General features: G+C 29.8%; 11 protein-coding genes. 2 read left to right on the top strand and 9 right to left on the bottom strand.

Features of this window, described 5'->3' with window-relative positions:
• The first annotated feature begins 28 nt into the window (after positions 1-28).
• Positions 29-1,222: a Na+/H+ antiporter NhaC family protein gene (locus tag BS62_RS01490; RefSeq protein ID WP_496489465.1), complete on the top strand. Its 1,194-nt coding sequence runs from the start codon at positions 29-31 to the stop codon at positions 1,220-1,222.
• A 19-nt stretch (positions 1,223-1,241) separates the two neighbouring features.
• Here the strand turns inward: BS62_RS01490 and BS62_RS01485 are convergent, their stop codons facing one another.
• The 4 genes from BS62_RS01485 to zupT form a co-directional block, all read right to left on the bottom strand.
• On the bottom strand, positions 1,242-2,576 hold the full coding sequence (locus BS62_RS01485; protein WP_496489464.1) for a CoA-disulfide reductase: 1,335 nt from the start codon (positions 2,574-2,576) through the stop codon (positions 1,242-1,244).
• A gap of 131 nt (positions 2,577-2,707) precedes the next feature.
• Entirely contained in the window at positions 2,708-3,163 is a 456-nt protein-coding gene (locus BS62_RS01480) for a DUF441 domain-containing protein (RefSeq protein WP_496489463.1), read from the bottom strand.
• 142 nt (positions 3,164-3,305) lie between these two features.
• Positions 3,306-3,620: a thioredoxin gene (gene trxA / locus BS62_RS01475; RefSeq protein WP_496489462.1), complete on the bottom strand. Its 315-nt coding sequence runs from the start codon at positions 3,618-3,620 to the stop codon at positions 3,306-3,308.
• An 88-nt stretch (positions 3,621-3,708) separates the two neighbouring features.
• Entirely contained in the window at positions 3,709-4,530 is an 822-nt protein-coding gene (gene zupT, locus BS62_RS01470; RefSeq protein ID WP_496489461.1) for a zinc transporter ZupT, read from the bottom strand.
• 219 nt (positions 4,531-4,749) lie between these two features.
• Between zupT and BS62_RS01465 the strand changes: the two genes are divergently transcribed.
• Positions 4,750-5,607 carry a L,D-transpeptidase family protein gene (locus BS62_RS01465; protein ID WP_496489460.1) on the top strand — a complete coding sequence of 286 codons (858 nt, stop codon included), beginning with the start codon at positions 4,750-4,752 and terminating at the stop codon, positions 5,605-5,607.
• A gap of 38 nt (positions 5,608-5,645) precedes the next feature.
• Here the strand turns inward: BS62_RS01465 and BS62_RS01460 are convergent, their stop codons facing one another.
• The 5 genes from BS62_RS01460 to BS62_RS01440 all read right to left on the bottom strand — a co-directional run bounded on the left by BS62_RS01460 (position 5,646) and on the right by BS62_RS01440 (position 12,023).
• Positions 5,646-7,337: an EAL domain-containing protein gene (locus BS62_RS01460; protein ID WP_496489459.1), complete on the bottom strand. Its 1,692-nt coding sequence runs from the start codon at positions 7,335-7,337 to the stop codon at positions 5,646-5,648.
• A 151-nt stretch (positions 7,338-7,488) separates the two neighbouring features.
• On the bottom strand, positions 7,489-8,871 hold the full coding sequence (locus BS62_RS01455; RefSeq protein ID WP_496489458.1) for a GntP family permease: 1,383 nt from the start codon (positions 8,869-8,871) through the stop codon (positions 7,489-7,491).
• Positions 8,872-8,893: 22 nt separating this feature from the next.
• Entirely contained in the window at positions 8,894-9,901 is a 1,008-nt protein-coding gene (gene pdxA, locus BS62_RS01450) for a 4-hydroxythreonine-4-phosphate dehydrogenase PdxA (protein ID WP_496489457.1), read from the bottom strand.
• Between the two features lie 28 nt (positions 9,902-9,929).
• Positions 9,930-11,246, bottom strand: a complete 1,317-nt coding sequence (locus BS62_RS01445) for a four-carbon acid sugar kinase family protein (protein ID WP_496489456.1) — start codon at positions 11,244-11,246, stop codon at positions 9,930-9,932.
• A gap of 15 nt (positions 11,247-11,261) precedes the next feature.
• Positions 11,262-12,023, bottom strand: a complete 762-nt coding sequence (locus BS62_RS01440; protein WP_496489455.1) for a DeoR/GlpR family DNA-binding transcription regulator — start codon at positions 12,021-12,023, stop codon at positions 11,262-11,264.
• Positions 12,024-12,148 lie beyond the last annotated feature (125 nt).

The following is a 12,148-nucleotide window of genomic DNA, read 5'->3' as shown; positions in this document are numbered from 1 at the left end:
TAAAAGAGGTTTTCTATTAAAAGATATTATGAAAATGTCATATAATGGTGGTAAAAAAGCATTTATTGTTTTAAGAATATTTATTTTAATAGGAAGTATTACGGCAATTTGGATGGCATCGGGAACTGTTCCTGGAATAGTTTATTATGGAATAAAATTTATGAATCCAACCTTTTTTATTCTATATTCATTTTTAATTAGTTCTTTTGTATCTTTTTTATTAGGTACATCATTTGGAACTGTAAGTACTGTAGGTATAGCTCTGATCGTAATGGCTAAAGGTGGAAACATCAATTTAAATATTGTAGCTGGAGCTATTATTGCAGGTGCTTATTTTGGAGATAGATGTTCTCCAATGTCTTCTAGCGCAAACTTAGTTGCTCACTTAACAGAAACAAATTTTCATACAAACTTTAAAAATATGTTTAAAACATCAGCAATTCCTTTTGTTTTATCTATAATTTTATATACTATATTTTCACTAAAAGAACCATTTAATCTTGTATCAATTAACATAAATACTGAAATACTCAATACATTTTATATTAATTGGATAGTTTTATTACCTGCTATTACAATAATAATTTTAGCTATGTTTAAAGTAGACGTTAAAATTTCAATGATTATAAGTATTTTAGTAGCTTGTGTTATAAGCATTATATTTCAACATTATAAGTTAGCAGATATTATTAAATTTATTTTTTTAGGTTTTAAATTAGATGCAGCTACCCCACTTCAAAATATAATAAAAGGTGGTGGTATTATTTCTATGTTAAAACCATCTCTAGTAGTGTTTATATCATGTTCATTAGCTGGGATATTTGATGGAACAAATATGCTAAAAAGTATAGAAGACATATTGATGAAAGGAAGAAATCGATTTGAACTATTTTTATATACAACTATAACAAGTATAATCACTGCGGCTTTTGGTTGTAATCAATCTATAGCTATCGTTCTTACTAGTAGCCTTATGAAAAAACCATATAATGAACAAAATGTCGATAATTATAAATTAGCTATAGACTTAGAAAATACAGCAGTTGTATTATCTGCTCTTATTCCTTGGAATATCGCAGCATTTGTACCTACTACAACAATGGATGTAAATAATATAGGATATATACCCTATGCTTTTTACTTATATCTTATACCAATATGTAATATTATTTATTTTAGACTTTTAAAAACAAAAACAATACAAAAAACCTTGAGTAATTAATTACTCAAGGTTTTTTGTATTACTCAGCTACATTTCCAGCTACGTTAAGTACATCCCAAGTTCTTGCAAAAGGTGGTGCATAACATAAGTCTAAGAATCCTAATTGGTCAGTAGTCATTTTACCAAATATGACTGCTGCTAATACGTCAATTCTTAGTACTGCCCCTTTTGCCCCGATAATTTGTCCTCCTAGTATTACCTTAGTATCGCTATCATATATTAGCTTCACATTAATATCAGACTGACCAGGATAATAGCTAGTTTGATTTTTATCCTTTATAGAAACAGTTTTATAGTTTAATCCCATTTTAATAGCTTCATTTTCTGAAATTCCCGTTCTTCCAGCTTCTAAATCCATAACCTTCACCGCTGCACTGCCTAATGTTCCTTCAAACTTATTTTCTAGTCCAGCAAGATTTTCTCCAACTATTCTTCCAATCTTATTAGCTGTTGTTGCAAGAGGAATATATACATTCTCATTTCTTACAATATGATATACACTAGCACAGTCACCAGCTGCATAAATATCATCTACATTAGTTCTTCCATATTCATCAATTACAATTGCTCCGTTTTTAAGCATATTTATTCCTGTTTCTTTTAGAAATTCCGTATTTGGTCTTACTCCAGTACTAATTACTACTAAATCAGCTTTATAGACTCCTTTATCTGTAACTACCCCTTTTACCTTATCTTTTCCTTCAAAGCTCTTAACATTCTCATTTAAATGAAGATTTACTCCATGATTTATAATCTCAGTTTCCATTATATCAGTAATTTCTTTGTCAAATGAAGCCGCAAGAATTCTATCTCCACGTTGAATAACTCTTACGTTTTTGCCAATATTTTTCATAGCTTCTATTATTTCTATTCCTATAAATCCAGCACCTATAATTACTATATCTTTAACATCATCCTTTTTTACTTCCTCTTTTAATTTTATCCCATCATCTAACTCTTTTAATGTAAATATATTTTGTAGATTATAATTTTCTATAGGTGGTATAATCGAACTTGCTCCTGTCGCTATCATAAGTTTATCGTAACTATCTTCAATTTCTTTATTAGTTTTTAAGTCTTTTATTTTCAAAGTTTTATTATTTACATCTACACTTAATACTTCATGATTTATATTTACTTCTATTCCACTTGCTCTAAATTTATCTGCAGTTCTTGCTATCATATTTTCAGAATCACTAAAGAAATCTCCTACGTAATAAGGTAGACCACACGCTCCCCAAGAAACTACATCTGTTTTTTCATAAACTACTACATCGTAATCTTTTGATATTCTTTTTACTTTTGCAGCTGCACTCATACCAGCTGCAACTCCACCTATTATTACTATTCTCATACTGATTCCTCCTGTTAAATGACTATGATACCTAATTATTTTTATATACTATAATATATTTATGCCCATATAAACTAAATAAGTAACACCAAATCCCCTTTAGCATGTATTATGTACTAAAAGGGATTTTATTATTTCCCAAATATCTTTACAAAAACAGCTAGAATCCCAGATGTAATAAGTGGACCTACTGGAACTCCACCTAAAAAGGCTGCTGCAATTATTGATCCTAAAATCAAAGCAGGCATAATATCACCATGTCCTTGAGTTGTCAAATAATTTAATCCAAGTCCACTTAAATAAGTTGTAAAAAGTGAAAGAAGAAGTGCTATTATTCCAATCCAAGAGGTAAAAATACTCTTAATATTGGTAAAGGCCACGTTTCCATTTGCAATTGGAATTAAAATTGCTGCTATGAGTAATACTAAGCCCCAAAACACTCCATTTTTTTCTATAGTTGGAAAAACCAATTGGTCAAAATTTAAGAGTTTAACAATTAAAAGTATACAAGTTGCAACAGCTACTGAATTTGCTTTTCCTAGAACTGCGGCAGCTAATATTAACATTAATATAATATTAGATTCCAAATATATCATCTCCAAAATTTAATTATTCGATTTAAATAATAACTTCTATTTTATATTATGTATAAGTAGTTTAAATTGTTATAACACGCAAAAAAACCACGGCAATACCGTGGCATATTTGTCTGACTTTATATCATCACGCTTATGAGTGTTTTTGAAGTATTTCCTTTATATTATCCTTAGGCTTAAATCCAGTTATAGTATCTACTAGCTTACCTTTTTTAAATATCATCATAGTAGGTACAGTTTTTATTCTATATTGATCTGCTAATTCTGAAGCTGCATCTACATCCACTTTTATAAATTCTACATTTCTCATTTCGCTATTTAAATCTTCAAGTACAGGTGAAAGTAGTTTGCAAGGCCCACACCAAGTTGCATAAAAGTCAACTACTAATAGTCCTTTGCTATTTTTAATTTTATTTCTAAATTCATTATCAGAAACAGTTCTTATCATAATATATCCCCCCTAATAATATTTCTTTAATCGATATATTATAATTATGCAAAACCTTCTATATTGGTACTGCTTTTAGAGAAATCAATTATAAAAATAATAATAGACTAACTGCCATCATTATCATACCTGCCACAAGTCCATACATGGATAGATGAGCTTCTCCATATTCACGAGCAGATGGAAGAAGTTCATCTAAAGATATGAATACCATTATTCCTGCTACTGCTGCAAATATAATGCCAAACATAAGATCATTTAAGAAAGGATATAAAACAAGATATCCAACAACAGCACCTACTGGCTCTGAAATTCCAGAAAGTAAAGAATATAAAAATGCCTTTTTCTTATCTCCAGTTGCATAATATACTGGTACGGATACAGCTATCCCTTCTGGTATATTGTGTAGAGCTATTGCAACTGCAATTGGAATAGCAATATTTGGACTCTCCATTGCTGATATAAATGTTGCAATTCCTTCTGGAAAATTATGAATCCCAATAGCAAGTGCTGTAAAAGTTCCAGTTCTCAATAGTCTATTATTTTCTTTTTCCTTTGACTTAATTTCTTCTATAGTTGACCCTATCTCTTCTACCTTATATGCTTCATGTGGATTTTCATGACTTGGTATAAGTTTATCTATTATAGCAATAATACCCATACCTGCAAAGAAAGAAGCTACAGTAAGCCATGAACCTCCCTTAATTCCTAGTTCTGATACTAAAGAATCTTTTGCCTTTGCAAAAATCTCTATCATTGATACATATATCATAACTCCTGCTGAAAATCCTAGACTAATTGATAAGAATTTTGTATTAGTTTTTTTAGCAAAAAATGCTATTGCACTTCCAATTCCGGTAGATAATCCAGCAAATAAGGTCAGTAAGAATGCAAAAATCAAATTATCCATTGACCGTCCCCCTATTTTCGATACTTAATAAAATTCATATTGATTACATTTTAATTATTATATTAAATTTGTTACTATTTGGTAATTAATATTTACCCATTATTTTTAATAAAAAACACTAATAATTTTTAATCAAAAATCAGTATACTATACTCTTTCTAATAATAAATTTATTATATCTGAATATTCTTATACCTTTAATTAAAGGGGGTCGTTATTGTGAAAATTAAAAAGGAAATACTAGAAGGCTTTATTGCTCTATCTCTCGTTATGATTATTGGGATAAGCTGGGGTAATCGATTTAAGCATAATTTATATATTGATTATAAGGAAAACAAAAAAGCAGAACAAAATAGTGAAAATCAAAAAAAACCAAAAGAGAAGCCAAAAGAAATAATAATACAAGAAACTAAGTTAAGGGATAAAGGAAAAGATGTTGAATACATTCAGGATAGACTAGTTAAATATGGATATGATATTGAAATTGATGGACAATTTGGCTATGCAACATATGAAGCTTTACTTAATTTTCAATATAAAACAAACCTTGAGCTCAGCGGAGAAGCTAACAAAGAAACTATAGATAAATTGAAAACTCCCCCAACCAATGAAACTATGTATAAAACTAAAACACCTATAGATTTTACTTACATACATTCTGATATAAATAGATTTGTAAGTGAAAATGATATAATTAGTTATACTGATTATCTATTAATTACATCTCGTCAAAATAGAATGACCTATATATTTAAGAAAAGTAATGATAGTTATAAACTTTTAGAGAGTTTACAGTGTACTGTAGGGGCTAGTTCTACTCCTACAATAACAGGTGAATTTAGAGTAGGCATAAAAGGTTTATCATTCGGTCAAGAGGACGGATTCCAAGCTAAATACTATACTCAAATATCAGGAAATTATTTATATCATTCTGTAATATACAATCAAGCTGGGACTAGAGTTACAGATGGTAGATTAGGAGGAGCTTATAGTCATGGCTGTATAAGACTTGATACTGAGAAAGCAAAATGGATATACGATAACATTCCTCAACATACAACTGTAATTATAAAATAGTAATTATATAAATTAAGACCGCACTATTTTGTGCGGTCTTAAACATATGCATGTAACTTAAAAGGTTTACCTAAATAATATCCTTGTCCATAATCTATACCTAATTCTACAAGCTTATCTAGCTCTCCCTTAGTCTCTATTCCCTCGGCTACTATTTTAGTATTTGTTTGCTTTGCAAATGCAACAAATTGCCTAACAAATTTTTGTTTATATTCGTCAATATCTATACCAGAAATTACACTTTTATCTAATTTTATTATTTCTGGATGTACCTTTACCAAAATATATTCATTTGAATATCCAGCCCCATAATCATCTAATGCAACTGGTATATTATACTTTCTTAATATATCAATTATTTCTAAAACAAAATTGTTTTTAGTATCAGTTCTTTCTGGTATTTCTACAACTAAATCTTCTAATTTTATCCCCATATTTTTCATTTCAATCAAATATTTTTCAAAGTTTTTGTGTACAACTTCAGGATTACTCATTTCTAAATTTATAAATAATTTTTTATCATCATACCTAAAGTCTTTTAAAATATTATCAATCATAAGTTGATTGAGCTCTGAGTTTTTATTGTGATCTTTGGCAATTTGTATAAGTTCCAATATATTATTAAACGCAACATTAGTTACCCTGCTTAACCCCTCATATCCATACACCGTATTATCTTGTATATTAAATATAGGCTGATATACTGGATATAATTGATTTTCTTTAATAACAATAGGAACTTGACCTATTTTATATTTCATATTTTTACAACTTTCATACTCTTTTTCATCAAATATGCTTACTGTTTTACTAGAATTATCTTTAGATTGATACATTGCAAAATCAGCATACTCTATTAACTTTTCAATTTCACTACAGTGAATATTGTATATAGATACCCCACAACTATACTTTAGTTCCAAATCAATATTTCCTATTTGTATAAATTTATCAAAATTCTCTGTGAACTTGTTTATATATTCATATATGTCTTCTTTATTATCAAAACCATTTTTAAATAGCCCAAATTCATCTCCAGCAATTCTGAAAATTACAGTGTTATCATCATCTAGTTTTGTTAATAGTTCACTAAACTTCCTAAGTAAAATATCTCCTACAGCATGTCCATATGTATCATTTACTTCCTTAAATCTATCTAAGTCTATAAATATAAATACTCCTAATTTATCTTTATTTACATCAATAAGTTCTTGTATTTTTTCTCTGTATCTATATCTATTATATAAACCTGTTAGCTTATCTCTTTGTACTTCATATTGTAACTTTTCTCTTTCTAGCATTTTATCTGTAATGTCTAATATGACTCCTGATATTTTTGCATTATCTAATAACTTTCCGTATTCTCTAACCCATTTCCTTTGTCCATCTATATAAAAGCTATAATCTATCTCATAAGAATTAGTATTCTCATCTACTGATTCAACTATCATATTATAATGAGTTCTAAAGTTAAGACCTAATTTGGAATATAACTTATATACACTCATATATTTCACATCTAGTAATTTATTAAAAAATAAATAAAAGTTAGAGCTTGAATAAAATTTCTTTTTAATTAAGTCAATTTCAAATATTTCATGCTTCTTATCACTTTCAATTAATACTTTAAATCGTCTATTCAATCTTTTATATTTAACTGTATAATATAAAATTACAATAATTAATAATAAAGTATTTAAGATATTAATCCCCCAAAAAATATCCTTCATTTATATCCCCTTTCAAAACAACATATATACTACATATTTCCAACTATTGTAATTATACATTATTTAAATCTATAATTATATATATAACATCTTTTTTGTAGAATAATACAGAAAAAAGCCTTGAGTTAAAATCCTCAAAGCTTTTTTGATATTACATAAATATATTAAGTATTAATAATTCTACAAGACCTACAGCCCATACAACTGTACTTGCCATTGAATATACTCTTATTTGTTCTTTAGCTTCTGTAACACCTAGTGTTCTATTTACAACCCAGAAGTAAGAATCGTTAAAGTGAGAGAATAATAATGAACCTATACAACAAGCTAGTGCTCCTAATATTGGATTTACGCCAAGAGTTAACATCATTGGAGCTGTAACAGATGCAGCAGTAGTCATAGCAACTGTACCACTACCTTGTATCAGTCTAACAAGTGATGCAACTATAAATGGTAATAATACTGCTGGCATTGGAGTTTGAGCTATAAGTTCAGCTAAATATTGACCAGCTCCACTATCTCTTATTATCATACCTAGTGCTCCACCACCACCAGTAACTAACATTATAACACCTGCTGATTTTATACCGTTTTCCATAACACCTATTACTTCTTTTCTAGGTTTATTTCCAGCTAATCCGTATATCGCAATTATTAAACCTATAGCAACTGCTATTACTGGAGATCCTAAAAACTTTATAGCATCAACTACCGGTCCTGCAACGTCCATTTGTGCAGAAACAGTATTTCCAAGTATTAATAATATAGGAACCATTATTGGTGCAAAAGACATAAACGCTGATGGTAATCCTTCTTCATCAAAGCTTGTATCTGAATAAGTTAATTGTGGTTTTTCTTTGTCATCATATACTTCATTAGTTTCACCATCTTCAGATGGTATTCTATATATTTTGTTACCTATATATTTCGCATAAGCAATTCCAGCTATTGTCATAGGTATAGCTACTATTATACCAAATAATAATATGCTACCTACACTTACTTGAAATATTCCTGCAACCCCTACAGGTCCTGGAGTTGGAGGTACTAGTGAGTGAGTTATAACAAGACCTATTGCAAGTGATACCCCTAGAGATATAACTGACTTTTTAGTAGCTCTTGATATTGATTTTGCTATTGGAGAAAGAATAACGAAACCTGAATCACAGAATATTGGTATAGATACCATAAACCCTGTTATAGCAAGTGCCCATTCTTCTCTTTTCTTTCCTAATAATTTTATAAATACCTGTGCCATTCTCTTAGCAGCACCAGATACTTCAAATATTTCTCCCATCATTACACCAAAACCTATTATTATACCGATACTACCTAATGTGCCACCAAATCCACCTGATATACTTGCTAAAACCTTATCTGGTGCCATCCCACCTATAATTCCTGTTGTAGCTGCTGCAATAATTAGAGCTAAAAATGCATGTATTTTTGTTTTTACCATTAGGAATATCATTAATGTTATTCCTATACCAAGTCCTAAAAGTATTTGAGAACCTGAAACAGTAACTTCATTCATTGTCTTTTCCTCCTATGTCTTATTATTTTCTTTTGCTGTTAAAATTAGGTGCATATCGTGATGCAAGTATTATAGCTTCAACCATGCTTACCTCACTTGCTATGTTCTTACCCGCTATATCAAATGCTGTTCCATGGTCTACTGAAGTTCTTAAGAAGGGCATATTGTTAGTTAATGATATAGTTCTTTCGAAGTCTACCATCTTCGTTGCTATATGTCCTTGGTCATGGTATAGTGATAAAACCGCATCAAAGCTTCCTTTTAAACCAAAGTAGAATACAGAATCAGCTCCTATAGGGCCAACTACATTTATTCCTTCTTCTCTTGCTTTTTCTATTGCAGGTTCTATTTCTCTACCTTCTTCATCACCAAATAATCCATGTTCTCCAGAGTGTGGATTAAGTCCAGCTACTGCTATTTTTGGATTTTCTATACCTAATACTTCTAAAGCTTCTTTTGAACGCACTATAAATTCATACATTCTATCTTTTGTTACTAAGTCACAAGCTTTTCTAAGAGATACATGTCTAGTTAAGAAAAATACTCTTAGCCCATGAACTTGAAACATTGTAAGTGGATTATTTGTATTAGTAAGGTCTTCTAAAACCTCTGTATGACCTATATATGGAACTTCTCCTGCCTTAAATGATTCCTTATTTATCGGAGTTGTTGCTATAGCTTCAACTTCTTTTGCCATTGCCATATATATTGATTTTTTTATATATTCAAAAGCAGCTTTCCCGCACATTCCTGAAACTTTTCCATATTCTAATTTATCAATATCTATATTATCTAAGTCTATTAAATTTAAAGTTTTAGTATTGTATTCTCCATCTTCTACCTTAGTTATAACCTTTATGTTTAAATCTACATTGCATATTTCTATTGCTTTTTGAAGTACTTTTTTGTCTCCTATTACAACAGGCTTTGAGCAATCATTTACCTCTTGCTTAACTATTGATTTAACCACTATTTCAGGCCCTACTCCAGCTGGGTCTCCCATAGGTACTCCTATATATGGTTTATTCATATAAATCATCTCCTCTTAAAAACTAAATTTATTTTGCATAATATAAAGTAGAAACCTTAGTTAATAAATAATCTATACATTTTACTAAAGTATTTGAGTCTCCTATAAGGCCTCCCTTTGTAACTACAGGCATACCAGGATATTTTCCACCAATGAATTTCCCATAAACGGCTAAAGGTATAACTTCATCTTTAAGTTCTATACCATTTACGCCTAGTTTGTTCATTACCTCAACTGTTACATCTCCACCACTAGTGTATAGGCCACCAATAGCTGAAGATGATATTTCAAGGGCTATTTCTGTTATTTCTGCTATACCTTTGTTTATTCTTTGGGAAATTTCTTCTTCGTTTGTATTTAATTCTTTAGCAATTTTTCCTAGATCTAATACTTCATCTTCTTCTAAAGTTGTTATAACTCCAAGCGCTTCACATCTATCGTCTTTTAAGTACTCTTTTATTTTTGAAATAGCATGTTTTATTTCTTTTTCTCTTTTATCTTCATAAATTAAATTTTCAGAGCTTAGGTGAACTATTTTAGGTGACTTTTCAGATAATAGTGTTTCTATTTGTTTTCTAGTTATTTCTGAAACACTTCCTATTGCAAAGAATACCTTTTTACCAAGTTCTACTGGTGACGGTCCATAAGTTTCAGTCATCATATATCTTGTAAAAGGCCCTGGGTCTACACATATAATATCAAAACTACAATTTTTAGAAGCCTTGGCAATAGTTATTATTTCGTCATCTGTCGCAGCATCAATAACTATTATTTTGTTTCCATCATTTTTTAGTTCTTCCATTTTTTCTTTTAAATATTCTTCTCCATTCATTACATCGGATAAAAATAGTTCTCCAACTTGATATTTAGTTTGTTGTTTAATAATGTCTTTAACTCTTGACATAGTTACTGGAGCTTTAGGGTCCTTAGATACTGGGGTTTTTTCAAGTGGTATAGAATTTACTAATAAAAATCCTCCTACAGATATCCTTTCAGAATCTGGGTAAGATGCAACTACAACAGCTACTCTCTCTCCATCAAGAGCATCAATTATACCATCTATTTCAGCACCTACATTTCCTCTTAGAGTACTATCTATTCTCTTTGTAAATAATCTAGTCTTGTCCTTCATTTCTCTAGCTTCTTTATAAACAGCATTGTAAGCATCTTCTTTTTTTATTCCTCTACTATCAGTACTTATAGAAACTACATCATAGGAATTTATTTCTTTTTCTGTTATTAGCTCTGGATACATAAATGTTGCACATTTAAAACCGTCCTTTGAAAGAAGAACACCTGTGGCATTAGATCCTGTTAAGTCGTCAGCTACAACGAATAATTTCATATGCTATCACTCCATCTACACTATTTTTATATTTATGTCTTTATCTATTAATGCTTGTTCTACTTGAGAATCTAAGTGAGAATCAACAATTACCATATCAAACTCTTCTATATCGCATATTTTGACGAACCCCTTTTTCATATACTTAGAACTATCAGATACCAAAATCTTGTAATCAGATGCATTTAAAATTGCCTTTTTTACACCTGATTTTTGCGAAGTAGGTGTTGAAACTCCGTACTTATGATGTACTGCGCTGCTTCCTACAAAACAAAGTTCTACATTTATATTTTCAAAGAATTTTCTTGAAGTATCATCTATACAAGATCCAATATTCCTTTGTACGTTACCTCCTGTGCAATATAAGTCTATATTTTCATATTTCATAAGATATGCAGCTATTAAAATATCGTTTGTCACAACTTTTATATCTTTTTTATTACATATAAGCTTTGCAATTTCCATACAAGTTGTTCCTGAATCTAAGATTAAACTAGTACCGTCTTTTACAAGATTTGCTGCTGCACTTGCTATTTTCTTTTTTTGTTCCATATATGAACTTTCTTTTTCAGTATAAGGTAGTTCTGTGACTAAGCTAGACTTAAGCATTACCCCACCAAATGTCCTTGCTACTAATCCATCTTCTTCCATCTTTGTAAGGTCTCTTCTTATGGTCATTGGAGTAACATCAAAGTATTCTGCCAAACTATTTACAGTTGCTTTTTTATTTTCAAGTAGGTATTTATATATTTTTGTTTGTCTCTCTATTTGAAACATTTTTATCACCCATGTTCCTTTATGTTGTTTTACTTTCTTATTTGTTTAAATTATATGTCACCGTTTATCATAAATCAAGTAGTTTACAGAAGATTATTTATTTAACAGTGAGAACACAAAAACCG

Source organism: Sporacetigenium mesophilum DSM 16796, from assembly GCF_059569055.1.
The sequence above is the reverse complement of the archived record's forward strand: the minus strand, read 5'-3'. Positions and strand labels throughout refer to the sequence as shown.

What these genes read in the sequence shown, in the direction of transcription:
- BS62_RS01455 (WP_496489458.1), bottom strand. Translation starts at nt 8,871, where the DNA reads ATGAATGAAGTTACTGTTTCAGGTTCTCAAATACTTTTAGGACTTGGT.
- BS62_RS01445 (WP_496489456.1), bottom strand. Translation starts at nt 11,246, where the DNA reads ATGAAATTATTCGTTGTAGCTGACGACTTAACAGGATCTAATGCCACA.
- zupT (WP_496489461.1), bottom strand. Translation starts at nt 4,530, where the DNA reads ATGGATAATTTGATTTTTGCATTCTTACTGACCTTATTTGCTGGATTA.
- pdxA (WP_496489457.1), bottom strand. Translation starts at nt 9,901, where the DNA reads ATGAATAAACCATATATAGGAGTACCTATGGGAGACCCAGCTGGAGTA.
- BS62_RS01440 (WP_496489455.1), bottom strand. Translation starts at nt 12,023, where the DNA reads ATGTTTCAAATAGAGAGACAAACAAAAATATATAAATACCTACTTGAA.
- BS62_RS01485 (WP_496489464.1), bottom strand. Translation starts at nt 2,576, where the DNA reads ATGAGAATAGTAATAATAGGTGGAGTTGCAGCTGGTATGAGTGCAGCT.
- BS62_RS01490 (WP_496489465.1), top strand. Translation starts at nt 29, where the DNA reads ATGAAAATGTCATATAATGGTGGTAAAAAAGCATTTATTGTTTTAAGA.
- trxA (WP_496489462.1), bottom strand. Translation starts at nt 3,620, where the DNA reads ATGATAAGAACTGTTTCTGATAATGAATTTAGAAATAAAATTAAAAAT.
- BS62_RS01460 (WP_496489459.1), bottom strand. Translation starts at nt 7,337, where the DNA reads ATGAAGGATATTTTTTGGGGGATTAATATCTTAAATACTTTATTATTA.